Source organism: Pseudomonas helvetica (assembly GCF_039908645.1).
Taxonomy (GTDB): Bacteria; Pseudomonadota; Gammaproteobacteria; order Pseudomonadales; family Pseudomonadaceae; genus Aquipseudomonas; species Aquipseudomonas helvetica.
Window position 1 is genome coordinate 2,220,847 of the sequence record NZ_CP150917.1, and the last position, 25,120, is coordinate 2,245,966.

At 58.5% G+C, this 25,120-nt stretch carries 19 protein-coding genes; 14 read left to right on the forward strand and 5 right to left on the reverse strand.

Going from position 1 to position 25,120, the window contains the following annotated elements; genetic code table 11:
• Positions 1-441: 441 nt before the first annotated feature.
• The 6 genes from fadB (at position 442) to AABM55_RS10110 (ending at position 7,921) form a co-directional block, all read left to right on the forward strand.
• Positions 442-2,589, forward strand: a complete 2,148-nt coding sequence (gene fadB / locus AABM55_RS10085; protein WP_347929450.1) for a fatty acid oxidation complex subunit alpha FadB — start codon at positions 442-444, stop codon at positions 2,587-2,589.
• A gap of 30 nt (positions 2,590-2,619) precedes the next feature.
• A complete protein-coding gene (fadA, locus tag AABM55_RS10090) occupies positions 2,620-3,795 on the forward strand; it encodes an acetyl-CoA C-acyltransferase FadA (protein ID WP_019692749.1) in 1,176 nt (391 codons plus the stop codon).
• 100 nt (positions 3,796-3,895) lie between these two features.
• Positions 3,896-4,132: a DUF1653 domain-containing protein gene (locus AABM55_RS10095; RefSeq protein ID WP_019692748.1), complete on the forward strand. Its 237-nt coding sequence runs from the start codon at positions 3,896-3,898 to the stop codon at positions 4,130-4,132.
• Positions 4,133-4,246: 114 nt separating this feature from the next.
• Positions 4,247-6,868 carry a type I DNA topoisomerase gene (gene topA, locus AABM55_RS10100; protein ID WP_054593192.1) on the forward strand — a complete coding sequence of 874 codons (2,622 nt, stop codon included), beginning with the start codon at positions 4,247-4,249 and terminating at the stop codon, positions 6,866-6,868.
• A 143-nt stretch (positions 6,869-7,011) separates the two neighbouring features.
• Complete coding sequence (locus tag AABM55_RS10105; protein WP_054593191.1) at positions 7,012-7,536, forward strand: DUF6586 family protein; 525 nt, start codon at positions 7,012-7,014, stop codon at positions 7,534-7,536.
• A 151-nt stretch (positions 7,537-7,687) separates the two neighbouring features.
• The gene (locus tag AABM55_RS10110; RefSeq protein ID WP_019692745.1) at positions 7,688-7,921 is read left to right on the forward strand and encodes a hypothetical protein; all 234 of its coding nucleotides are present in this window, start codon (positions 7,688-7,690) and stop codon (positions 7,919-7,921) included.
• Positions 7,922-8,027: 106 nt separating this feature from the next.
• Here the strand turns inward: AABM55_RS10110 and sulA are convergent, their stop codons facing one another.
• Entirely contained in the window at positions 8,028-8,501 is a 474-nt protein-coding gene (gene sulA / locus AABM55_RS10115; RefSeq protein ID WP_103315334.1) for an SOS-induced cell division inhibitor SulA, read from the reverse strand.
• An 11-nt stretch (positions 8,502-8,512) separates the two neighbouring features.
• Complete coding sequence (gene lexA, locus AABM55_RS10120) at positions 8,513-9,121, reverse strand: transcriptional repressor LexA (RefSeq protein WP_054593187.1); 609 nt, start codon at positions 9,119-9,121, stop codon at positions 8,513-8,515.
• A 252-nt stretch (positions 9,122-9,373) separates the two neighbouring features.
• Between lexA and AABM55_RS10125 the strand changes: the two genes are divergently transcribed.
• The 4 genes from AABM55_RS10125 to AABM55_RS10140 are packed head-to-tail and all read left to right on the forward strand — an operon-like array spanning position 9,374 to position 12,039.
• A complete protein-coding gene (locus tag AABM55_RS10125) occupies positions 9,374-10,081 on the forward strand; it encodes a TetR/AcrR family transcriptional regulator (protein ID WP_054593186.1) in 708 nt (235 codons plus the stop codon).
• A gap of 48 nt (positions 10,082-10,129) precedes the next feature.
• On the forward strand, positions 10,130-10,282 hold the full coding sequence (locus AABM55_RS10130; RefSeq protein ID WP_158248910.1) for a hypothetical protein: 153 nt from the start codon (positions 10,130-10,132) through the stop codon (positions 10,280-10,282).
• Positions 10,283-10,290: 8 nt separating this feature from the next.
• Positions 10,291-11,289, forward strand: a complete 999-nt coding sequence (nagZ, locus tag AABM55_RS10135) for a beta-N-acetylhexosaminidase (protein WP_173859960.1) — start codon at positions 10,291-10,293, stop codon at positions 11,287-11,289.
• 12 nt (positions 11,290-11,301) lie between these two features.
• Complete coding sequence (locus AABM55_RS10140; protein WP_103315332.1) at positions 11,302-12,039, forward strand: S-methyl-5'-thioinosine phosphorylase; 738 nt, start codon at positions 11,302-11,304, stop codon at positions 12,037-12,039.
• 134 nt (positions 12,040-12,173) lie between these two features.
• Here AABM55_RS10140 and AABM55_RS10145 read toward each other — a convergent pair whose 3' ends face one another.
• Genes AABM55_RS10145 through mfd form a run of 3 tightly spaced genes read right to left on the reverse strand, consistent with a single transcriptional unit; the run spans position 12,174 to position 18,902 of the window.
• On the reverse strand, positions 12,174-14,864 hold the full coding sequence (locus tag AABM55_RS10145) for a DEAD/DEAH box helicase (protein ID WP_347929451.1): 2,691 nt from the start codon (positions 14,862-14,864) through the stop codon (positions 12,174-12,176).
• Between the two features lie 11 nt (positions 14,865-14,875).
• Positions 14,876-15,442, reverse strand: a complete 567-nt coding sequence (locus AABM55_RS10150) for a CsiV family protein (protein WP_347929452.1) — start codon at positions 15,440-15,442, stop codon at positions 14,876-14,878.
• Positions 15,443-15,452: 10 nt separating this feature from the next.
• Complete coding sequence (gene mfd / locus AABM55_RS10155; RefSeq protein WP_347929453.1) at positions 15,453-18,902, reverse strand: transcription-repair coupling factor; 3,450 nt, start codon at positions 18,900-18,902, stop codon at positions 15,453-15,455.
• Positions 18,903-19,070: 168 nt separating this feature from the next.
• On the opposite strand from mfd, the gene AABM55_RS10160 reads away from it, so the two are divergent.
• From AABM55_RS10160 to AABM55_RS10175, 4 genes are all read left to right on the forward strand, one after another.
• Entirely contained in the window at positions 19,071-20,534 is a 1,464-nt protein-coding gene (locus AABM55_RS10160; protein WP_054593180.1) for a glyceraldehyde-3-phosphate dehydrogenase, read from the forward strand.
• A gap of 169 nt (positions 20,535-20,703) precedes the next feature.
• Positions 20,704-21,864, forward strand: coding sequence for a class C beta-lactamase (gene ampC / locus AABM55_RS10165; protein ID WP_347929454.1), 1,161 nt, complete (start codon positions 20,704-20,706; stop codon positions 21,862-21,864).
• A 782-nt stretch (positions 21,865-22,646) separates the two neighbouring features.
• Positions 22,647-23,855: an HlyD family efflux transporter periplasmic adaptor subunit gene (locus AABM55_RS10170; protein ID WP_347929455.1), complete on the forward strand. Its 1,209-nt coding sequence runs from the start codon at positions 22,647-22,649 to the stop codon at positions 23,853-23,855.
• Positions 23,855-25,120 carry a hypothetical protein gene (locus AABM55_RS10175; RefSeq protein ID WP_347929456.1) on the forward strand — a complete coding sequence of 422 codons (1,266 nt, stop codon included), beginning with the start codon at positions 23,855-23,857 and terminating at the stop codon, positions 25,118-25,120. The genes AABM55_RS10170 and AABM55_RS10175 overlap by 1 nt, the downstream gene beginning before the upstream one ends.

Below are 25,120 nucleotides of genomic sequence, written 5' to 3' on the forward strand. Positions count from 1 at the left end.
AAGGCGTGGCGTTGATCTTGCGCTTGGCGTTCGCCATAAGCGCCTCTGTTTTTTCGTTTATCGTCCCCGGCCAGCGTAGCTTGTATTTCGAGTTGCGCAGCTAATTAGGGCGACGTTTCTAAATATTGATTCTATGAATAGTTGAACATGCATCCGCGTGTTGCAGGTCTTCGTGGTACGGATATGACCGCAAAGTCGAGTGATAACCCGTCTTTTGGGCGATTGACAATTGTCGGAAATTCCGTGAAGGTGGCGTACCCAAATCAAACGGGCGTATGAATTGAGCGTTTGTATTACAGACGGCTCCTACAGAATCCCGACTATCGCGTTGGCGGGTGTGCCTGGTGGGATGGCGTTAGCATCGACGGTAACGTCCATGCCGAGCCAGAACGTCAGCGTCCGACGTGTACTGTTCAGCTTCCATATCGTGGAGATCAGTTGATGATTTACGAAGGTAAAGCCATCACGGTTAAGGCTCTTGAAAGTGGCATCGTCGAATTGAAATTCGACCTCAAGGGTGAGTCCGTCAACAAGTTCAACCGTCTATCCCTGAACGAACTACGTTCGGCCGTAGACGCCATCAAGGCAGATGCGTCGGTCAAGGGTGTGATCGTCAGCAGTGGCAAGGACGTATTCATCGTCGGTGCCGACATCACCGAATTCGTCGACAACTTCAAGCTGCCGGATGCAGAGCTGGTTGCTGGCAACCTCGAAGCCAACAAGATTTTCAGCGATTTCGAAGACCTCAATGTACCAACCGTGGCCGCGATCAACGGCATCGCTTTGGGTGGCGGTCTGGAAATGTGCCTGGCGGCGGACTACCGCGTCATGTCCACCACGGCCAAGATCGGTCTGCCGGAAGTCAAACTGGGCATCTACCCAGGCTTCGGCGGTACCGTTCGCCTGCCGCGCATCATCGGTGCCGACAACGCCATCGAGTGGATTGCCGCTGGTAAGGAAAACCGTCCGGAAGATGCGCTGAAAGTCGGCGCAGTCGATGCGGTGGTCGCTCCAGAGAAGCTGCAGGAAGCGGCCCTGGAACTGATCAAGCGCGCCATTTCCGGCGAGTTCGATTACAAGGCCAAGCGTCAGCCGAAGCTGGAAAAGCTCAAGCTGAACGCCATCGAGCAAATGATGGCTTTCGAAACCGCCAAAGGTTTCGTGGCCGGTCAGGCTGGCCCGAACTATCCGGCGCCGGTTGAAGCGATCAAGACGATCCAGAAAGCCGCGAACTTCGGTCGCGACAAAGCTCTGGAAGTTGAAGCTGCCGGCTTCGTCAAACTGGCCAAGACCTCTGCTGCGCAGAGCTTGATCGGTCTGTTCCTGAATGATCAGGAACTGAAGAAAAAAGCCAAGGCCTACGACGAAATCGCCAAAGACGTGAAACAGGCTGCCGTACTCGGCGCCGGTATCATGGGGGGCGGTATCGCTTATCAGTCGGCGTCCAAAGGCACGCCAATCCTGATGAAGGACATCAACGAGCACGGTATCGAGCAGGGTCTGGCCGAAGCCGCGAAACTGCTGGTTGGCCGCGTTGATAAAGGCCGCATGACCGCAGCCAAAATGGCCGAAGTGCTCAACGGCATTCGTCCAACCCTGTCCTACGGTGATTTCGGCCACGTCGACCTGGTGGTCGAAGCCGTTGTCGAGAACCCTAAGGTCAAGCAAGCGGTATTGGCCGAAGTCGAAGACAAGGTCAAAGAGGACACCATCCTCGCGTCGAACACCTCGACCATTTCCATCAGCCTGTTGGCCAAGGCCCTCAAGCGTCCGGAAAACTTCGTCGGCATGCACTTCTTCAATCCGGTGCACATGATGCCGCTGGTTGAGGTCATTCGTGGCGAGAAGTCCAGCGAGCTGGCCGTTGCCACCACCGTTGCCTACGCCAAGAAAATGGGCAAGAACCCGATCGTCGTCAACGACTGTCCGGGCTTCCTGGTCAACCGCGTTCTGTTCCCGTACTTCGGCGGTTTCGCCAAGTTGGTCAGCGCCGGTGTGGACTTCGTCCGCATCGACAAGGTCATGGAAAAATTCGGCTGGCCAATGGGCCCGGCGTACCTGATGGACGTGGTCGGTATCGACACTGGTCACCACGGTCGTGACGTGATGGCTGACGGCTTCCCGGACCGAATGAAAGACGACCGTCGTTCGGCCGTTGACGTGCTCTATGAAGCCAAGCGCCTGGGCCAGAAGAACGGCAAGGGCTTCTACGCCTACGAGACCGACAAGCGCGGCAAGCAGAAGAAAGTAGCCGATCCGTCGGTACTCGAAGTGCTCAAGCCAATCGTCTTCGAACAGCGTGAAGTGACTGACGAAGACATCATCAACTGGATGATGATCCCGCTGTGCCTGGAAACCGTGCGTTGCCTGGAAGACGGCATCGTCGAAACCGCTGCCGAAGCCGACATGGGTCTGGTCTACGGTATTGGTTTCCCTCCATTCCGTGGCGGTGCACTGCGCTACATCGACGCAATCGGTGTTGCAGAGTTCGTTGCCCTGGCTGACCAGTACGCTGATTTGGGCGCGCTGTACCACCCGACCGAGAAGCTGCGCGAGATGGCCAAAAACGGCCAGAGCTTCTTCGGTTAAGCGCCCACACTAGAGCGAGAGTGAAATTATATGAGCTTGAATCCTAGAGACGTCGTGATTGTCGACTTCGGTCGTACTCCGATGGGCCGCTCCAAGGGCGGCATGCACCGCAACACCCGCGCCGAAGACATGTCGGCACACCTGATCAGCAAGTTGCTGGAACGCAACGTCAAGGTCGACCCGAGCGAAGTCGAAGACGTGATCTGGGGCTGCGTGAACCAGACCCTGGAGCAGGGCTGGAACATCGCCCGCATGGCGTCCTTGATGACTCAGATCCCGCACACGGCTGCCGGCCAGACCGTCAGCCGCCTGTGTGGCTCGTCGATGAGTGCATTGCACACCGCAGCGCAAGCGATCATGACCGGTAATGGTGACGTGTTCGTGGTTGGCGGCGTCGAGCATATGGGTCACGTGAGCATGATGCACGGTGTCGATCCGAACCCGCACATGTCGCTGTACGCGGCGAAAGCCTCGGGCATGATGGGCCTGACCGCTGAAATGCTCGGCAAAATGCACGGCATTACCCGTGAGCAGCAAGATGCCTTCGGCGTGCGCTCCCACCAACTCGCCCATAAAGCGACGGTGGAAGGCAAGTTCAAAGACGAAATCATCCCGATGCAGGGTTACGACGAGAACGGTTTCCTGAAACTGTTCGACTACGACGAAACCATCCGTCCGGAAACCACCCTGGAAAGCCTGGCGGCGTTGAAGCCGGCGTTCAATCCAAAGGGTGGCACCGTGACAGCCGGTACTTCGTCGCAGATCACCGATGGTGCTTCGTGCATGATCGTGATGTCGGCGCAGCGTGCACAGGACCTGGGCATCCAGCCGATGGCGGTGATCCGCTCGATGGCAGTGGCAGGTGTGGATCCGGCGATCATGGGCTATGGTCCAGTACCGGCGACACAGAAAGCACTGAAGCGTGCAGGTCTGGGTATTGCCGATATCGACTTCTTCGAACTCAACGAAGCTTTCGCTGCACAGGCCCTGCCAGTGCTGAAAGATTTGAAAGTGCTCGACAAGATGAACGAGAAGGTTAACCTGCACGGCGGCGCGATCGCCCTGGGCCACCCATTCGGTTGCTCCGGTGCACGTATCTCCGGCACGCTGCTCAATGTAATGAAGCAGAATGGCGGCACCTTCGGTGTATCGACCATGTGCATTGGCCTCGGCCAGGGCATTGCCACCGTTTTCGAACGCGTTTAAGCGATTCGTCGACGGAAGCCGGGGCCAAGTGCCCCGGTTTTTGTTTTTCTGAAGATTTTTTTTGTTTTTTATTTCAAGTGATTTGAGTGAGGGCCAGACCATGCCGATACAACCAGGGCTCTACCAGCATTACAAAGGTCCGCAGTACCGCGTATTCAGTGTTGCGCGGCATTCCGAGACCGAAGAAGAAGTGGTCTTCTACCAAGCCCTGTATGGCGATTACGGCTTTTGGGTGCGTCCCTTGAGCATGTTCCTGGAGTCGGTCGAAGTTGACGGCGAACAGGTCCCACGCTTTGCTTTGGTGCAGGCCGAACCAAGCCTTTTTTCAAGGCCATAAGCTGAGAGCGCGCAGAACCCTGCGCTTGACCTCACCTTGTTGCCACTATATATAGCGGTGCCGCGTCAGGCGCCAACCGCCTTTCACTTCTAGAATTCAGGAATTTTCTGATCCATGGGCAAATCGCTGGTCATTGTGGAATCCCCGGCTAAGGCCAAGACCATCAACAAGTATCTGGGTAACCAATACGTGGTGAAGTCGAGTATCGGCCATATCCGAGACCTGCCCACCAGCGGTTCGGCTAGCGCCAGCAAAGAGCCTGCTGCCAAGCGCGGCAAGGCTGCTGCTGGTGAAGTGCCGGCGCTGTCGCCTAAAGAAAAGGCGCGCAAGCAGCTGGTCTCGCGCATGGGGGTCGATCCCGATCATGGCTGGAAAGCCAAGTACGAGATACTCCCGGGCAAGGAAAAGGTCATCGAAGAGCTGCGCCGGCTCGCCAAAGATGCTGACACCATCTATCTCGCAACCGACTTGGATCGCGAGGGGGAAGCCATTGCCTGGCACCTGCGCGAAGCCATCGGTGGTGATGACAGCCGCTACAAGCGCGTGGTGTTCAACGAAATCACCAAGAAGGCGATTCAGGAAGCCTTCTCCCAGCCGGGCGAGCTGGACATCGATCGGGTCAATGCCCAGCAGGCGCGTCGCTTCCTCGACCGCGTGGTGGGTTACATGGTTTCGCCGCTGCTGTGGGCCAAGATCGCTCGCGGTCTGTCTGCCGGCCGTGTGCAATCGGTAGCCGTGAAGCTGGTGGTGGAGCGTGAGCGCGAGATTCGTGCGTTCAACCCGGAAGAGTACTGGGAAGTTCACGCTGACCTTGGCACTGCCAAGGGCGCCAATGTGCGTTTTGAAGTGGCCCGTGAAAACGGCGAAGCCTTCAAGCCGCTCAACGAAGCCCAGGCCATGGCTGCGCTGGAGAAGCTCAAGGCTTCCAGCTACACCATCGCCAAGCGCGAAGACAAACCGACCAGCAGCAAGCCGTCGGCACCGTTCATCACGTCCACCTTGCAACAGGCTGCCAGTAACCGCCTGGGCTTCGGTGTGAAGAAAACCATGATGATGGCCCAGCGTCTGTACGAAGCTGGCTACATCACTTACATGCGTACCGACTCGACCAACCTCTCGGTTGATGCCGTGGCGATGGCGCGTACTTATATTGAAGGTGAGTTCGGTAGCAAGTACCTGCCGGAAACACCGAACGTCTACAGCAGCAAGGAAGGCGCGCAAGAAGCTCACGAAGCGATTCGTCCTTCTGACGTGAATACCGATCCAAGCAAGCTGTCGGGCATGGAGCGTGACGCTGAGCGTCTCTACGAGCTGATCTGGCGCCAATTCGTCGCGTGCCAGATGCTGCCGGCGAAATACCTGTCGACCACCGTCAGCGTCGCAGCTAGCGGCTTCGAGCTGCGTGCCAAGGGCCGCATCCTGAAGTTCGACGGTTACACCCGCGTCATGCCGCAAATGGCCAAGCCTGGCGACGACGATGTGCTGCCGGACATGGCTCAAGGCGATGTGCTGAAGCTGATCAAGCTTGATCCAAGCCAGCACTTCACCAAGCCACCGGCACGTTACTCGGAAGCGAGCCTGGTTAAAGAAATGGAAAAACGCGGTATCGGTCGTCCTTCGACCTACGCGGCGATCATTTCGACTATCCAGGACCGCGGTTACGTCGCGCTGCACAACCGTCGTTTCTACTCGGAAAAGATGGGTGACATCGTCACCGAGCGTCTGTCCGAAAGCTTCTCGAACCTGATGGACTACGGCTTCACCGCGGGCATGGAAGAGAACCTCGATGACGTCGCCCAGGGTGAGCGCGACTGGAAAAACGTGCTGGACGAGTTCTACGGCGACTTCAAGAAGAAACTCGAAGTAGCCGAGAGCGCGGAAAACGGCATGCGTGCCAATCAGCCGGTCATGACCGACATTCCGTGCCTCACCTGCGGTCGTCCGATGCAGATTCGTACAGCATCGACCGGTGTGTTCCTTGGTTGCTCGGGCTACAGCCTGCCACCAAAAGAGCGCTGCAAAGCCACTGTCAACCTGGTACCGGGCGATGAAATCGCTGCGGACGACGAGGGTGAGTCGGAGTCTTTGGTGCTGCGTGGCAAGCATCGCTGCCCGATCTGCAGTACCGCGATGGATGCTTACCTGCTGGATGAGAAGCGCAAGCTGCACATCTGCGGTAACAACCCGGATTGCGCAGGTTACGAGATCGAAGAAGGCAGCTATCGCATCAAGGGCTACGAAGGTCCGAGCCTGGAGTGCGATAAGTGCGGCAGCGAAATGCAGTTGAAGACTGGTCGTTTCGGCAAGTTCTTCGGTTGCACCAACGCGACCTGCAAGAACACCCGCAAACTGCTGAAGAGCGGTGACGCGGCACCGCCGAAGATGGATCCGGTGAAGATGCCCGAGCTCAAGTGCGAGAAGGTCAACGACACCTACATTCTGCGTGACGGTGCTTCCGGCCTGTTCCTGGCGGCGAGCCAGTTCCCGAAAAACCGCGAGACCCGTGCTCCGCTGGTGATCGAGATCGTGCCGCACAAGGATGAGATCGATCCGAAGTACCACTTCCTCTGCGCGGCGCCGAAGAAGGACCCGGATGGTCTCCCGGCAGTGATCCGTTACAGCCGCAAGACCAAGGAGCAGTACGTGCAGACCGAAGTCGAGGGCAAGCCTACCGGTTGGAAGGCATTCTACGACGGTGGCAAGTGGGTGGTTGAAGACAAGCGCGTAGCCAAATAATCGGGCAATGCGACGCCAAAGGCCGCATGCGAACCCTCGGGTTTTCATGCGGCCTTTTGTTTTGTGCTTGCAGTCGGCTTGTCTGATCCATGACACTGTCAGACCTGCATTACGCGTCTTATTTCGTTGTGGAGACTGCCGTCATGGCCTTTGAGCTCTATACCCGTACCAATCAGAAAATTTACTTTGCCGGTCTGTCGCTTGAGGCGCTGGCCCGGGCGGAAGAGGGGCGGGCAATGAATTCCCTGGCGCTGATCCAGGCCGGGCGTGAGTCAGCGTTGTTTCACTTGTACGGCGCACTGCTGGGCTTGTGTCATGAGATTGCCGGTTTTTACCGTTTGCCTCAGGCCAATGCACCGCGAGCAGAATTGTTGCTGACTCGTGAAGTGCTCGAGACCATCGCTATTCCGGAAATGGCGGAGATGGTCGAGTTGGCGAATAACCCTGAAACCTGGCTGGCAAAGCTTTTGGCTGCCCATGCCGCGCTGTTTCAACCGCCACGCGTGCCGCACAAGCCCAAGGGTGACGTGACCCAACCGCTGATCATGGCGGTTAACCTCGATGAAGAAGAGGCGCCTCAAGAGTTGAGTCGAGAAGAGCTGGAAAGCTGGCGTCAGAACCTCAAGGACTTGGCGATTCGGTTTCGCGAAGGGTTGAATGAGTGCTGAATCTGCGCACGGAATGCTGAGTGTTCAGTGATGGCCATGGATCAGGGATGATCTTCAGCATGGGTTTCGGTGACGTGCAGCCGGTCAAGATCCCGAGCGAAGCCGCGCTGATGGCTATATAATCCCCGCCTTTCGTGGAGAACAGACTTTTATGCCAACGTCCTTTCTAGAAATTGTCGAACTGCCAGACGGCCGTATTGAGCTGCGCAGAGCTGAGGACGAGGGTTCTCTGGTGACTTTGAACTTCTCTGAAGACGCCAAAGCATTCCTGCAGGGCCAGCACGTTGAAGTCGCCAAGGCGATGTTGAGCGTGGGTGTGCAGATGGCTGGACGCTTGGTTGAAGGCGAATTCGACAAAGAAGAAGGGCCGCGGATTCTTCATTGATTCCGTTCGTCGGCTTTTCGCAGGGCATCATTTCACGTTGATGTTACAGATTGGCTTCTCTGTCCTGGAGAAGCCCTGCGCCTTTCAAGTGCACAGTGAGTGTCACTTAGCCCAGCCGAATATTCAGACTTTGAGCATCCCCGGTACGGGCGGCGCTGATCAGCTGTTGGCGCGCGCTGGAACTCAACGGGTTCAGCCAGCTTACAACGGTGTGACTGCGGCCCAGGCGCAAGGCTTCGCACGCCAGTTGCTGGGCGCTTTGTGTTCCCCGCGGTTGTAGCAACAGAATGCGTTCGCGGTTCAGGCCGGCATCTCGCAGCCAGGCTTGAGTCAGGCTGGCGGGTGGCGCGATCAGTGTCAGCCAGCGAGCGTCCTTGTCCTGGCTCAACTCTCTGAGGATGGGGGCCAGAAGGTTCAGGCAGCTCCCAGCCGCACCACGCAATGACAGCTCACTGAACACTTCGGGTTCGGCGCTCCAGGGTGACTCGACCACGTCTTTGAGAGTCGGCGCCAACGGCTGCGCCATGAACGCTTCGAACAGCGGAAGTTGTGTGTGCTGTGGTGTGTGAGGGAACTGCATAACGCCTCCTTTTAGCGGCGAATGACGCCGACGCTCAAGCCTTCGATCACCAGGTCCTGATCTTTCAGGTTCACTTCGATCGGGGCAAACTCGGGGTTTTCGGCAATCAGCCAGACCTTGCTGCCGTCGCGCTTGAAGCGCTTGACGGTCACTTCGTCGCCGATCCGCGCAACCACGATCTGGCCGTTACGGGCTTCGCGCGTGGTGTGCACGGCAAGCAGGTCACCGTCGAAAATCCCCACATCCTTCATGCTCATGCCGTGAACGCGCAACAAATAGTCGGCACGTGGATGGAAGAAGGAAGGGTTGATGTTGCAGGATTCTTCGATGTGCTGTTGAGCGAGAATCGGAGCGCCGGCAGCAACCCGGCCAATGATGGGCAGGGTGGACTCGTCGGCCTTGGCTTCGAAGCCCGGGATGCGAATGCCGCGTGAAGCGCCGGGCGTCATTTCGATTGCACCCTTGCGCGCCAGTGCCTTGAGGTGTTCTTCCGCAGCATTGGGCGACTTGAAGCCAAGCTCCAGGGCGATTTCTGCACGGGTCGGCGGATAGCCGTTGTCTTCGAGGCAGCGTTTGATAAAAGCCAGAATCTCAGCTTGGCGTGGCGTCAGTTTTATCATGTCGATCGCTCTGTCTTTTTATACAGTGACTGGGATTATATACAGTGGAGTGGTCTTGGCAATCCTCCTTTTTTATCTGACCGCTGGACGGTAGGTTTACAGATCGTCAGCTTGCTGCTTGTAGGACTGGCTACAGCTCCCGACTTGTATGGTTAAATAGCTGACCGACCGTTCGCAAAACGAACAGGCAGGCTTGACAATGCTCAGGCTGAAACGTATGTTTCAAACAAGTGTTTGTCAGGCGGAGTAGCCATGGCCCAGTCGGAAACCGTTGAACGCATTCTCGATGCTGCCGAGCAGTTGTTCGCGGAAAAAGGTTTTGCCGAAACTTCATTGCGGCTGATCACCAGCAAGGCTGGGGTCAATCTGGCGGCAGTGAATTATCATTTCGGCTCAAAGAAGGCCTTGATTCAGGCAGTTTTCTCGCGTTTTCTCGGGCCTTTCTGCATCAGTCTCGATCGTGAGCTGGAGCGCCGTCAGGCCAAGCCGGACAGCAAGCCGAGCCTTGAAGAACTGCTGGAAATTCTCGTCGAACAAGCCCTTGTGGTGCAGCCACGCAGCGGCAACGATTTGTCTATCTTCATGCGCCTGTTGGGGCTGGCATTCAGTCAGAGCCAGGGGCATTTGCGGCGTTACCTGGAAGACATGTACGGCAAGGTATTCCGTCGTTACATGCTGCTGGTCAATGAAGCCGCGCCGCGTATTCCGCCTATCGAGCTGTTCTGGCGCGTGCACTTCATGCTCGGCGCAGCGGCGTTCAGCATGTCGGGGATCAAGGCCTTGCGCGCTATCGCCGAGACCGATTTCGGGGTGAACACCTCGATCGAGCAGGTGATGCGTCTGATGGTGCCGTTCCTGGCTGCTGGCATGCGCGCAGAAACCGGCGTCACCGACGAGGCCATGGCGTCGGCCCAGTTGCGTCCTCGCAGCAAATCGGCACCCGTCGCCGCCAAGGTTTAACAGTTCACGGGTGGGCGCGGCAGCTTACATCCGCTAAGCTAGCCGCCCATGCCGACTCTCGTTTCAGACCCGCTCGATTTTTCTTTTACCGACCACGTTCCGCCGGGTATTACCCTTGGTGGCGAAGTCGTGTGTCTGCATCGGGCCGGGCTCTTCAAAGATGCGCCGCGCGCGCTTTTCGTTATCAAGGAATTTTTATGACTGCTGGCCTGCAAGGCTCGTTGATGGTGGACGTCGCCGGTACCTGGCTGACGGCCGAAGATCGCCAACTGTTGCGTCAGCCCGAAGTGGGTGGACTGATCATTTTTGCGCGCAATATCGAGCATCCGCGCCAGGTCCGAGAGTTGAGTGCGTCGATTCGTGCGGTGCGTCCTGACCTGCTGTTGGCGGTGGACCAGGAGGGCGGTCGGGTGCAGCGCCTGCGTCAGGGTTTCGTGCGTCTGCCTGCCATGCGGGCGATTGCTGACAACCCGAACGCCGAATACCTGGCCGAGCAATGTGGCTGGATCATGGCGACCGAAGTGCTGGCTGTCGGCCTCGACTTGAGCTTTGCCCCGGTGCTGGACCTCGACTACCAGCGCAGTGCCGTGGTCGGCACCCGTTCGTTCGAAGGTGATCCGGAACGTGCGGCCTTGCTGGCGGGGGCGTTCATTCGCGGCATGAACAGCGCGGGCATGGCGGCGACCGGCAAGCACTTCCCTGGCCATGGCTGGGCGGAGGCCGATTCGCACGTCGCGATTCCGAATGACGAGCGCAGTCTCGAGGAAATCCGCGCCAAGGACCTCGTGCCGTTCGCACGCTTGAGCAAGCAGCTGGCGGCGGTGATGCCTGCTCACGTGATCTACCCACAGGTCGACTCGCAGCCCGCCGGCTTCTCGCGCCGCTGGCTGCAGGACATCCTGCGCGGAGAATTACAGTTTGACGGGGTGATCTTCAGTGACGATCTGTCGATGGCCGGTGCTCATGTTGTCGGCGACGCTGCCAGCCGGATCGAAGCGGCGCTGTCTGCGGGTTGCGATATGGGCCTGGTGTGCAATGACCGTGCGGCCGCCGAACTGGCGCTGAGCGCGGCTCAACGCCTGAAGGTCAAGCCGTCTGCACGCATCGCGCGGATGCGCAGCCAGTCGTTCGCCAGCACCGATTACCGGCAGGATCCGCGCTGGCTTACCGCTCTTGGCGCGCTCAAAGATGCCCAACTGATTGATTAAGGACTTTTTGCAATGACGGTTTACGCGATTATCGGTGGCACCGGCCTGACCCAGCTCGAAGGCTTGAGCATTCGCCAGTCATTGGCTCTGGACACGCCGTACGGCGCACCATCGGCCGAGATCCAGGTCGGTGAATACGCTGGGCGGGAAGTGCTGTTTCTCGCTCGTCACGGCCATCCGCACCGTTTTCCGCCGCATCAGGTGAATTATCGGGCCAACCTGTGGGCATTGAAGCAGGCAGGCGCGCAGGCGATTCTGGCGGTCAATGCGGTCGGTGGGATTCATGCCGCCATGGGCACCGGGCATTTCTGCGTGCCTCATCAATTGATCGATTACACCAGCGGTCGCCAGCACACCTATTTTGCCGATGACCTGGAGCAGGTCACCCACATCGATTTCAGCTATCCCTACAGCGAACCATTACGCGAGCAGTTGATTGCCGCGTTGGCGGCTGAAGGCTGTGCCTACAGCAGTCACGGTGTGTATGCCTGCACCCAGGGCCCGCGGCTGGAAACCGTTGCCGAGATCGCCCGCCTGGAGCGTGATGGCTGCGACATCGTCGGCATGACCGGTATGCCGGAAGCGGCATTGGCTCGCGAGCTGGAGCTGGATTACGCGTGTCTGGCGCTGGTGGTGAACCCGGCGGCGGGCAAATCGACGGCGGTGATTACCATGGCCGAGATCGAGCAAGCGCTGCATGACGGAATGGGCAAAGTGAAGTCGACGTTGGCGCGGGTGCTTAAAGGTTAAACATTCGTTACACCGAGTTGACCCCATCGCGGGCAAGCCTTGCTCCTACAGATCCATGTTGACCGCAAATATCGCGATCGACTCAAAAACCGTAGGAGCAAGGCTTGCCCGCGATGGCGATCTTGCAGTCACCGCTAAATCTTCGATTTGTCCGGCAACGGCGCAAACAACGCTTCGATATCGTCGCTCTGCAGCTTCCAGTCCCCGGTCGAACGCCCATCCAGTACGCCGGCCGCGAGGTCGGACTTTTCCTTTTGCAGGTGCTGGATTTTTTCTTCGACGGTGCCGCGGGCAATCATCTTGTAGACGAACACCGGCTTCTCCTGGCCGATCCGGTAAGCGCGGTCGGTGGCCTGGTTTTCCGTTGCCGGGTTCCACCATGGATCATAGTGAATCACCGTGTCGGCTTCTGTCAGGTTCAGGCCAACGCCGCCTGCTTTCAGGCTGATCAGGAAAATCTGACGCTTGCCGCTCTGGAAGTCTTTCACCGGAGTACGTCGATCGCGGGTTTGCCCGGTCAGCAGCGCGTAAGCGATGCCGCGTTTATCCAGTTCGTCTTCGATCAGCGAGAGCATCGAGGTGAACTGTGAAAACAGCAGGATCTTGCGGCCTTCTTCGAACAGTTCCTCAAGCATCTCCATCAGGCTGTCGAGCTTGCCCGAGGTGCTGCCGCGCGTGGGCAGGGCGGCCTCATTGACCAGCCGCAGGTCGCAGCACACCTGCCGCAGCTTGAGCAGCGCTTCAAGAATGATGATCTGACTGCGCGCCACGCCTTTGCGGGTGATCTCGTCGCGGACCTTCTTGTCCATGGCCAGGCGCATGGTTTCGTAAACGTCGCGCTGCGCCTCGTTGAGCTCGACCCAATGGACGATCTCGGTTTTCGGTGGCAGTTCGGTGGCGACCTGTTCCTTGGTTCGACGCAGCAGGAACGGCTTGATCCGACCGTTCAGGTGTTGCAGTCGTACATCGCTGGCGCGTTTTTCGATGGGTACGCGGTAATCGCGATTGAAGCTTTTCACGTCGCCCAACCAGCCGGGCAGCAGGAAGTGAAACAGCGACCACAGCTCGCCCAGGTGATTTTCCAGTGGTGTGCCGCTCAGGCATAGGCGCTGGCGGGCATTGAGCTCTCGCGCCGCATGAGCGGCCTTGCTGTTGGGGTTCTTGATGTATTGCGCTTCGTCGAGCACTAGCACATGCAATGGCTGCGTTGCCAAGCGTTCGACATCCTTGGGCAGCAGCGCATACGTGGTGAGGATCAGGTCGTATTCGGCCAAATGCTCAAAATGCTTTTTACGTCCAGTGCCATACAGCGCCAGCACTTTGAGTTGTGGAGCAAAGTGCGCCGCTTCGTCGAGCCAGTTGGGAATCAGGCTGGTGGGCATTACCACCATGCACGGCCGGTCCAGGCGGCCGGCGTTTTTCTCGGTCAGTACATGCGCCAGGGTCTGTAGGGTTTTGCCCAGGCCCATGTCGTCCGCAAGGATGCCGCCGACTTCCAGTTGCCGCAGCGACTGCATCCAGCTCAAGCCTTCAAGCTGGTAAGGCCGTAATGTGGCGTTCAGCCCTTCGGGCGCTTCGGTCGTGTAATCCTTGATGTCACGCAGGCGCTGGGCGAAGGTGCGGATGTGCTCGCCACCTTCCCAAAGCAGAGGCATGTCTTCCAGCGGATTCAGGCGGGTGGCATCGGCGCTGCTCAGGCGCAACCGGGTTTCGCCGGGCTCTTGCAGGTAAAACTCGCCAAGGGTCGCCAGCACAGGCTTTAAACGACCGAGCGGCAGCGCGACCTGCAAAGGGCCGGATTCGGCGTTCGGACGGTGCGGGATGTTCACCAGAATCAGTTCATCGTCGCGGCGTCTGGCCAGGCGTTCCGGGTTGAGAATCTCGGTGTGCGAGCGCATCAGGTTCAGCAGGATCGGCAGCAGGCTAAGGCGCTCGCCATTGACGATAATCCCCAGCTCCAGATCAAACCAGTCGCGCTCCGGCGCCTCTTCGACCGTGGCGTACCAGTCATCGACCGCCGTCAGGTCAAAGCCGAAGTCTTCGTCAATTTGCAGCTCCCAGCCTTGGGTGCGCAACTTGGGCAACTCATTGAGGGTGAATGTCAGCCAGGCGCTGTCGTTGACCATCTCATACAGTTCGCCGGCGCTTTCCGGCAAGGCTTTGCTTTGGCGGGTCGCCACTCTGAATCCAAGGATTCGCAGCTGTTCCCGGTAGGCTTTTTCGACGTCCGGCTGGCGTTTGATTCGTAGCGTTTGCTGTTCCTGTCGGATCAGGATGTCGGCATTTTTCTGTCCGCTGACGTATTCATCCAGATAGTTGAACGACAGCGCGGCACGGTGCTGGATGTAGCGCTGCATTTTGCCGTTGCGCGGTTCGAAGGCGCTGAACTCGATGCTCGCCAGCCACAGACGCGGCACCGGTTGCACGTTGTCCACCAGCAGTTGTGGTAAAGGTGCGGGCGTACGGTTTTCGAGGACCGCCTGCAGTTTTTCCAGCAGCTCGGCATCTTTGGCGGCGGCCGGGTACTCAAGGGTTTCCTGGACTTTGAGCAACACTGCAGCGCAATGCTTGCAGTTGACGCGCACCGGGCAACTGCACGTTGCATCGACCAGTAACAGAGTGCCTTTGGTGGATTCGCGCAGCGTAATGGTCTGGCGGTAAACATTGCCGCCAGAGCCTTCGCAACTGGCGGTGATGGTGCTGTCGCCGGCCTCGACGATCCTGGCGCGATTTTCCAGTGCGTAGCGGCGGCCACGCTCCAGGCTTTGTTCCTTGAATCGGCTGACCCAGGAAGGGGCCAGGGGTTTGCTCAGGTTCGGGGGCATGGGGACTTCAATCAGTCCGGGAGAACGTCAGGGACTGGCGGACGCGCAGGTGCAGAGAGCGAAGTGATTTTGATCAGCAGCGCCAGGTGGCCGTTGTCGAGGTAGTTGAGCTGACCGTTTTTGGTGTGGCTTTGCTGCTTCAGGCGTTCGCTGGCGGTAACCCGGCCATAGGCATCGAACTGGTTGACCCAGAAGTTCGCGTCGACATCGGTGAAGCGCCCGAGCTTCAGGTTCAGCGAGCCTTCGATCGGAAACTGGCCGAATTGCTCCTTGCCGTCGCTGATCGAGATTTTTCTCGCGTCCTCGCCAAGACTCTGTTGCCAGGCCTTGTGTAGCAACACCGTGTAATCGCCGCTGGCGCGCAGTTTTTCAGCCTCGGCATTCAGGCTTGGGGTGCGCAGGCTGTCGGCACTGATCGGCCGTGCACCGGCAGCCCAGTCTTCCGGTGCGGTGCGGCTGGTAATGGCCGGCACGGCGTTCTGGCGGAACAGGATCATTTCAACCTGATACAAACTGTCGGCAAACGCCGTCGGGGCAACGAGGGTCAACAACAGGGTCAATGAACGAAACAGGCGCATGCGGCGTCCTTCAAGCAGATTTTGGAGTGAGGTGCTCAAACAGCGCCTCCACTGTATTAAAGCGCTCTTCCGGGCGCTCCATTGGCACCATGAATTTGAACATCGTGGCGCCTTCGAATTTGTAGCGTTTGGGTTGACCCTGGATCAGCTTGATCAGCACCAGCGGATCGACCGGCGTTTGTGCGCCGAACTCGATACGACCGCCTTGCGGGCCGCCGTCGACTTTCTTGATCCCCAGTTGCTCTGCCTGCAGTTTCAGCAAGGTCATGCGCACCAGGTTCTTGGTCGGTTCCGGCAGCAGGCCGAAGCGGTCGATCATCTCCACTTGCAGGTCCTTGAGGCCATCCTCGTCGGTTGCCGACGCGATGCGTTTGTAGAGGATCAGTCGTGCGTGGACGTCCGGCAGGTAGTCTTCCGGGATCAACGCTGGCAAGCGCAGGTTGATTTCCGGACCGCCACCCAGCGGTTGATCAAGGTTTGGCTGCTCGCCCTTGCGGATGGATTTAACCGCGCGTTCGAGCATTTCCATGTACAGGGTGAAACCGACGGCCTGGATCTGCCCGCTCTGACCGTCGCCCAGCAGTTCGCCGGCGCCACGGATTTCCAGGTCGTTGGTGGCCAGCACGAAGCCCGCGCCGAGGTCCTGGGTATTGGCGATCGCTTCCAGGCGTTTTTCCGCGTCTGGCGTGATCTGTTGGCGCGGCGGTGTCAGCAGGTAGGCGTAAGCCTGGTGGTGACTGCGACCGACGCGGCCACGCAATTGATGCAGCTGCGCCAGGCCGAACTTGTCGGCACGCTCGATGATGATGGTGTTGGCGCTCGGCACGTCAATGCCGGTCTCGATGATGGTCGAGGCGATCAGCACATTGAAGCGCTTGTGATAGAAGTCGCTCATCACCTGTTCGAGTTCGCGCTCGCGCATCTGCCCATGACCGATGCCGATCCGTGCTTCCGGCACCAGCTCGGCGAGATCGGCGGCACATTTCTCGATGGTTTTCACATCGTTGTGCAGGTAATAGACCTGGCCGCCACGCAGCAACTCACGGAGCAGGGCCTCTTTGACCGTGCTCTTGTTCTGTTCCATGACGAAGGTGCGCACCGACAAACGTCGCGCTGGTGGCGTGGCGATGATCGACAGATCACGCATGCCCGACACCGCCATGTTCAGCGTGCGCGGAATCGGCGTGGCGGTCAGGGTCAGGATGTCGACTTCGCTGCGCAGGGCCTTGAGCTGTTCCTTCTGACGCACACCAAAGCGGTGTTCTTCGTCGATGATCACCAGCCCGAGGTTTTTGATCTTTACGTCGTCTTGCAGCAGCTTGTGCGTGCCGATGACGATGTCGATCTTGCCTTCGGCGAGGTCGGCAACGGCGGCATTCACTTCCTTGGTCGACTTGAAGCGGCTCATCACTTCCACGGTCACTGGCCAGTCGGCGAAGCGGTCGCGGAAGCTGTTGTAGTGTTGCTGGGCGAGCAGGGTGGTCGGCACCAGAATCGCGACCTGACGGCCGCCGTGCACGGCAATGAATGCCGCACGCATCGCCACTTCGGTCTTGCCGAAACCGACGTCGCCGCAGACCAGTCGGTCCATTGGTCTCGGCGCGAGCATGTCTTCGCGTACCGCGTCGATGGTGGTTTGCTGGTCCGGGGTTTCTTCGAACGGGAAGCCGGCGCTGAAGGTTGCGTAATCGGCTTTCGGATCGGCAAAGGCATAACCTTCGCGAGCCGCGCGGCGAGCATAGATGTCGAGCAGTTCGGCGGCGACGTCACGCACCTGTTCAGCGGCTTTGCGTTTGGCTTTTTGCCAGGTCTCGGAGCCGAGGCGATGCAGCGGCGCCAGTGCATCGTCGCTGCCGGTGTAGCGGGCGATCAAATGCAGGTTGGCCACCGGCACATAAAGCTTGGCGCCCTCGGCGTATTCGAGGGTCAGGAACTCGGCGGCCTGGTTTTCGATTTCCAGGGTCGCGAGGCCCAGATAACGGCCAACGCCATGATCGATATGCACCACCGGCGCGCCTTCGCGCAGCTCGGTGAGGTTTTTGATCACTGCATCGTTATTGGCATCGGCGCGCTTCTCGCGACGACGGCGCTGCATCACTCGCTGACCGAACAACGGACTTTCAGCAATCAACGCCAGGGCCGGATCGTCCAGCACCAGGCCTTCGTCCAGCGGTGCGATGGTGATCGCCAGGCGTTCTTTGCTGGCGACGAAGTCCGGCCAGCTGTCGACGGTTTTCGGTCGCAGCTTCAGGCGTTCCAGCAGTTCCAGCAGTACTTCGCGGCGACCGGCCGACTCGGCGGTAAACAGCACGCGCCCGGAAAACCCATCAAGGAAATTCGACAGCGCTTGCAGCGGCTGGTTGGCCTTGGCTTCGATGGCCAGGTTCGGCAACGGTGTAGCGGGAAAACGTTCGCGGCCGACACCGGTTTCGACGTCTTGCTGGCTGGCAACCACGCGCGGCCAGTTCTTGAGGCGTGCGAAGCAGTCTTCCACCGGCAGGAACAGCTCGGCCGGCGGCAACAATGGCCGGGATGGATCGACACGGCGCTCTTCGTAGCGGTTGCGCACGTCGTTCCAGAAATTCTCCGCCGCCTGTTCGATGCCCGGCAGGGAGAACACCTGAGTGTCCTGCGGCAGGTAGTCGAACAGCGTCGAGGTTTCATCGAAGAACAGCGGCAGGTAGTACTCGATACCGGCCGGTGTAATGCCGCTGCTCAGGTCCTGGAAGATCGGGCAGCGGCGGAAATCGACATCGAAGCGCTCGCGAAAGCGTGCCTTGAAGCGGGTCACGGCTTCCTTTTGCAGCGGAAATTCTTTGGCGGGCAGCAGCCTGACCGATTCGACCTTGTCGATGGAGCGCTGGTTTTCCGGGTCGAAGGTACGCAGGGTCTCGATTTCGTCATCGAACAGGTCGATGCGGTAGGGCAGTTTGCTGCCCATCGGGAACAGGTCGATCAGCGCGCCACGTACCGCGAATTCGCCGTGCTCATAAACTGTATCGACGCAGCGGTAACCGCTGGCCTCCAGCCGCGTGCGCATTTGCTCGACGTCGAGCTTCTGGCCGATGTCCAGCACCAGGCTGCTGCCGAGCAGGAACTTGGTGGGAGCCAGGCGATGTAGGGCGGTGGTGATCGGCACTACCAAAACGCCATGGCTCAGCTCGGGCAGCCGATACAGGCTGGCGATGCGCTGGGATATAATGTCCTGGTGCGGCGAGAACAGGTCGTAAGGCAGGGTTTCCCAGTCCGGGAAATGCAGCACCGGCAATTCGGGGGCGAAGAAACTCAGCTCCTGTTCCAGCCGTTCGGCACTTTGGCTGTCGGCGGTCAGTAGCAGGGTAAAGCGCTTGGCAGCGCTGGCGGCCTCGGCAATGGCCAGGCTCAGGGCGGCACCGGGCAGGTTGCCCCAGTGCTGTTTACCTGCCGCGGCAGGGAGAAGCGGTAGACGCAGGACGGGCACGGAAGGTTGAGCTCCAGCGTTGCGACAAAGTCGGTAATTGTAGCGGGCGAAGGTGCCGGCTGTCAGTTGCAGACTACCGCCGACGAAAGGAAAAGCATGTTGCGATAGGCGTGCATTGCTCCGCAGACGACTCGGCGGCATAATGTAGCCCCTTTTTTCAGCCCCTACATGTGGAAGGTTCCCGTGACTCAGAAGCCCGACCAGTGTCTTGGTGAATGGATCGACCGTGAAGCACTCGCAGAAGCGATGATTCCGCTTATCGGTCAGCTTTACCGCAATAACAACGTGGTGAGCTCGATCTATGGCCGCAGCCTGATCAACCAGTCTGTCATCGCGATTCTCAAAGCTCACCGCTTTGCTCGCCATCGTCAGTCCGATGACGCCGAACTGTCCGTTCACGAAACATTCCCGCTGCTCAAAGCGATGAGCGAGCTCAAGCTCGGCGCCGCTTCGGTAGACCTGGGCAAGCTGGCAGTCAAGTTCAAGGCCGAAGGCAAAGGTCGCACGGCCGAGCAGTTCGTCCGTGAAGAACTGGCCGACGTTGTAGGCCAGCAGAACGCTTCCGCACGCAAAGGCACTGACGTTGTACTGTACGGCTTCGGTCGTATCGGCCGTCTGCTGGCGCGCATCCTGATTGAAAAAACCGGCGGTGGCGACGGCCTGCGTCTGCGTGCCATCGTTGTGCGCAAAGGCGCTGAAAACGACCTGATCAAACGCGCCAGCCTGCTGCGTCGCGATTCGGTTCATGGTCCGTTCAACGGCACCATCACCATCGACGAAGCCAACAACACCATCACCGCCAACGGCAACCTGATCCAGGTTATCTACGCGAAGAACCCGACTGAAGTGGACTACACCCAGTACGGCATCAAAGACGCTCTGTTGGTGGACAACACCGGTGTATGGCGTGACGCCGAGGGCCTGGGCCAGCACCTGGCTTGCCCGGGCATCGACCGCGTTGTTCTGACCGCGCCTGGCAAAGGCAAGCTGAAGAACATCGTTCACGGCATCAACCACGGTGAAATTACCGCTGACGACAAGATCGTTTCCGCCGCCTCCTGCACCACCAACGCCATCGTGCCGGTGCTCAAGGCTGTGAACGACAAGTTCGGCATCATCAACGGTCACGTTGAAACGGTTCACTCGTACACCAACGACCAGAACCTGATCGACAACTTCCACAAAGGCGATCGCCGTGGTCGTAGCGCCGCGCTGAACATGGTAATCACCGAGACCGGTGCTGCCACTGCTGCTGCCAAGGCCCTGCCTGAGCTGGCCGGCAAGCTGACCGGTAACGCGATCCGTGTTCCAACGCCGAACGTGTCGATGGCAATCCTCAACCTGAACCTTGAGAAAGCCGCCACCCGTGAAGAGATGAACGAGTACCTGCGCTACATGGCGCTGCACTCCGATCTGCATAAGCAAATCGACTTCGTCAACTCGCAGGAAGTGGTTTCGACCGACTTCGTTGGCTCGCGCCACGCAGGTGTTGTGGACGCTGAAGCAACCATCAGCCAAGACAACCGCGTTGTTCTGTACGTTTGGTACGACAACGAATTCGGTTACAGCTGCCAGGTGGTTCGCGTGATGGAAGACATGGCCGGTGTAAACCCGCCAGCATTCCCGCGCTAAGCCTTAGCCGCACCTGAAAACGCCCCGACTTGTCGGGGCGTTTTTGTTTGTGTGGCTTGCCTGGCTGGCCTACGGAGTCGGCGAAATATTTTGTGATAAATCGCTTCCGGAGCCGTCGCATCAAAGTGATAGGTTTGCCCGCGATCAAAAAGACCTGAGGACCACTTGTATGCGTTTTATCGCAAAGCCTTGCGCAGCATTGCTATTGCTGGCCAGCACCGTCTCTTTCGGCAACCTCGCCATGGCGAATGCCCAGCGGTCGGATATCGACAGCATCGTGCAAGATGCCGCCCAAGCGGTCATGCAGCAGTACAACATTCCCGGCCTGGCCATTGCGGTGACTGCTAATGGCAAGCAGCAGTTCTACAACTTCGGCGTGGCCTCAAAGGAAACACAACAGAAGGTCACGAGCGATACGCTGTTTGAAATCGGCTCCATCAGTAAAACCTTCACGGTCACCCTGGCGACCTACGCTGAGGCCAACGGTCAGCTTTCTCTCACTGACCACCCCGGCAAGTACCTGCCTGAGCTCGCGGGTAGCCCGTTCGATAAAACGACGCTGATCAATCTGGCGACCCATACTGCAGGCGGCTTCCCCTTGCAGGTGCCTGATCAGGTACAGAACAACCAACAGCTGATGGACTACTTCAAGGCGTGGCAACCGACGTATGCGCCGGGTGCTCAAAGAACCTATGCCAACCCCAGCATCGGGGCGCTGGGCATGATCACCGCAATCAGCATGAAGATGCCGTTCGCGGTGGCGCTGGAACAGCGACTCTTCCCGGCGCTCGGAATGCCTAACAGCTTCATCAACATCCCGGCGAGCAAGCTGTCGCTCTATGCTCAGGGTTACAACAAGCAGGATGTCCCGGTCAGGTTGAATTCCGGTGTGCTGGGTGACGAGGCCTACTCGGTAAAAACCAGCTCCACGGACCTGATTCGCTTTGTCGAGGCCAATCTGGGCGTTGCGAAGGTCGAAGCAAAACTCGGTCGCGCACTGATGGAGACGCACACGGGCTATTTCCAGCTAGGTCCAATGACTCAAGACCTGATCTGGGAACAGTACGATTACCCGGTGCAACTGAGTGCGCTGGTTGAAGGCAATGCCGACAAGATGATTTACGACAGTCATGTCGTCACGGCATTGAATCCGCCACTGGCTCCACAGGAGGCGGTCTGGGTCAACAAGACGGGGGCGACCGGCGGGTTCTCTGCTTATGTGGCCTTCGTCCCAGAGAAGAAGTTTGGCATTGTGGTGTTGGCCAACAAGAGCTACCCCAACGAACCCCGGGTGCGCCTGGCGCATCGGATCCTGAGTGAACTGGATTAATCTTCGCTGACGGAGGATTGAGTGGCGGCCGATGTGAACTCTCCAGCGTTGCCGCGCTAAGCCCTGACTGCACATGAAAACGCCCCGACTTGTCGGGGCGTTTTCATGTGCAGCGGTTCATTATAAGGAGCCATTAGACATCATCTATTAAATTGGAAGTGTTTATGCATCATTTGCTATGTCCGGTCAGTGCAGTGTAGTTATATCGTTTTATTCTTGATGTGTGCCAAATCAGAACGCTGTAAAGATCGACAGGTTATCGCTATAAAAATTCAATAATAAAAAAATCCTCAAATAAAATAAGCAGTTGCAGTTGGAAGGTGTTGCTACTTGCTTTACATGGATCCAATACAGGTTGCGTTGAATAATTGACGCCATTTTATTGAATGGTTCGATGCTTGACAGCGACGGGAGCGGAACTTAGTGTCTCCCCCTGACAGCTCCGGCACCGGCCGGGGTTGGGTGACAGCAAATTGCCTGTACTATCGGGAAAATATTCACGGTAACTTTCACAACTTTGGCAGTGCTGCTTTAAAAGTAATGGCGTTTTAATGTGCGTCATGATGGCAACTAATACTCCAAAAAGACAGGGAACTTATTCCTGCTCACATCACACTGAATCTAAATAAACCGTGCGGGCTTTATTGCTGTCCGGGGAGTTGATGATCCGCTTTCGTTGATCCTGCTTAATGTGTTTCGCGGTTGCGTTCTAATCGAGCATGACGGCTGCGCAGTGCTGACATATAGCCGTGTGTGTTCATGGCTTATTGAGAGAATTAAACATGGCAGAAGAACGCTCAAGGTTTTTTTCATGGTCCCTGTTGCCGCGTCTGGTGGGCTTGGGTGTCCTGGTATTTATCATCTGGCTGTTGCTCTCGACGTTGCTGATGCCGCTGCTGTCGACATCGGCGACACGGGCAATTTTGAATGCACCGGTCATTCTGCTGACGACACCCATCGAGGGGGTGGTGAATTCGCTTGAGGTCAAACCCGGCTCGACCTTTACCCAGGGCCAGAAGATTGCGGTGGTTGAAAACCCGCGGGCTAACCAGGAGACGTTGTTGACCCTGCAAACCCGGCGTTTGACCCTGGAGCAGGAGCTATCATCATCGGCCAGCCAGGCCGAGCACGACCAGCAGTATTACGACGAGTTGGAGAAAACCAGCCAGCGCTATCAATCGGCGTTTCATACTCGTCAGCTCTATGCACAACGTGCGCTGAAGGCCGAGAGCACTGCCGCCAGCGCCCGCTTGACGGACGCACAGGAAACCCTCGATCGCAACCTCGAGTTGTTCACTCAAGGGGCGGTCAGTGGCGCGGTCGTCGCCGCCTCGAAAGCCAAGTTGGCCTCGTTGGAGGGGGCGGCAGAGTCCGTCCGTTCACAGCTGCGAATCAATGACGGTGATGTCAATGCCGCCAATAAGCAGGTCTACCTTGACCCTGATCAGTTGCGCATGTTCGACCTCAGCGCGCAGATGACCACCCTGAAACTGAGCCTGGAAAATCAGGCCCGCAACCGCGAAACCTATCAACGCGAACTCGACAATCTCAACCACCTGATCGAAACCGAACAGAACCGGGTCAAGTTGACGGCTGGCTATGAGGTCACGGCGTATTCGTCCGGCACGGTTCAAGAGCTGTTGGCGCCTCAAGGGACAGTGGTACAAGCCGGGTCGACTTTGCTGCGTGCTACCAACTGCAAAGAAAGCTATGTCGTCGCGGTGTTTCCGGAACGCGTGGCCAGCAAGATTGATCACGACAGTGTCCTGACGGTAAGAATCCATGGCCTGGACGAACCGCTCAAGGCCAATGTCGTGCAGTTGTTATCCAGCACTAAGGATATTCGCCCTAACAGCTACAGCGTTCCTTTCCCGTATGCCGAGCAGAACTCGGTGTACGTCGTCGGTACTTTTGCCGATGACCTCACCGACAGCCAGCGCGCCATGACCTGCAATCCAGGGCTGTGGGCCAGCGCCGAGGTATCTCACTGATGAGTCCGCGCAACGTTGTGCAATGGCCGTGGCTGCCGGGCCTGATCGGGGTGATGCTGATGAGCAGCGGCGGATCTGCGCTGGCAGCGCAAGCCAGGCCGCAACTGGCGGCGATGACGTGTGCAGCGCTGGATCACGCGGTGCAATCGCAAGCGGCGGGGCCGGTGTTGCTGGCCAGTTACCCGCCGCTGGACGGTCAGCCGGCGCCAATCCAGGCGTTGCGTGGGGTTGCGTTCACCTATGACAACGCCTTGGCCAGCATCGCCTTGTTTGCTTGTGGTAAAGCCGAGTCGGCGCGACGGATTGCCGATGCGCTGGCCTTCGCCACGACCCACGACCCGGAATATCAGGATGGACGCTTGCGCAACGCCTACGCGGCAGGCCCGGTGGGTTCGTCGTCGATGCGCCTGCCGGGTTATTGGAGCGTAGAGCGCAATGCCTGGAATCAGGACGCCTATCAGGTCAGCAGTGCCACCGGCAATCAGGCCTGGGCCGCGTTGGCGTTGTTGGAGGCGTTGCGCCAGAGCGGTGATTCCTCTTACCTGGAGGCCGCTCGCAAAGTGTTGCAGTGGTCCGGGAAAAACACTTATGACGGACAGGCCCCCGCGGGTTTCAGCGGCGGTTACTACGGGTATTTCCCCAAGCAGATCCAGCAGACCTGGAAGTCCACCGAACATAACGTCGACCTGGCGGCAGCCTGGTCGGCACTCAACACGGCTGCGCCCGACCCGGGCTCGGCGCACCAGGCGCAGATTGCCCGGCAATTCGTGTCGAGTCAGTGGGACGCCGGGGAAGGGCGCTTTCTGATTGGTACCGGGAAGGATGGTCGAACCTCGGACCGCCAGCGTTCAGGACTGGACGCACAGATCTGGCCCTTGATCGCCTTGAGTGATCCTCCTGCGGACTGGCGGCGCGTCTTCACGTTTATCGATAAGGCGCACCGCTCGGGTGCCGGGTATGGCTTCAACCGTGACCCGGACGGTTTATGGACCGAGGGCACCGCACAAACCGCCGCCGTGGCGGGCTTGAGCGGTATGAAGGAAAAGGCGCAGCCGTTGTGGAATGTGTTGCTGGCCCAACAGGCCGGCAATGGCTGGCTGTTTGCAACACCCGCACCACGTATCAGTACCGGGTTGGCGATCGGCCCGGACTCAACAACCAACGACTTTTTCTATTACCACCTGCCTCACTTGGGCGCTACAGCATGGGCCGCGATCGCTGCTACCGGCATCAACCCCTTTACCGGTTTTCAAGAGGCTGACTGA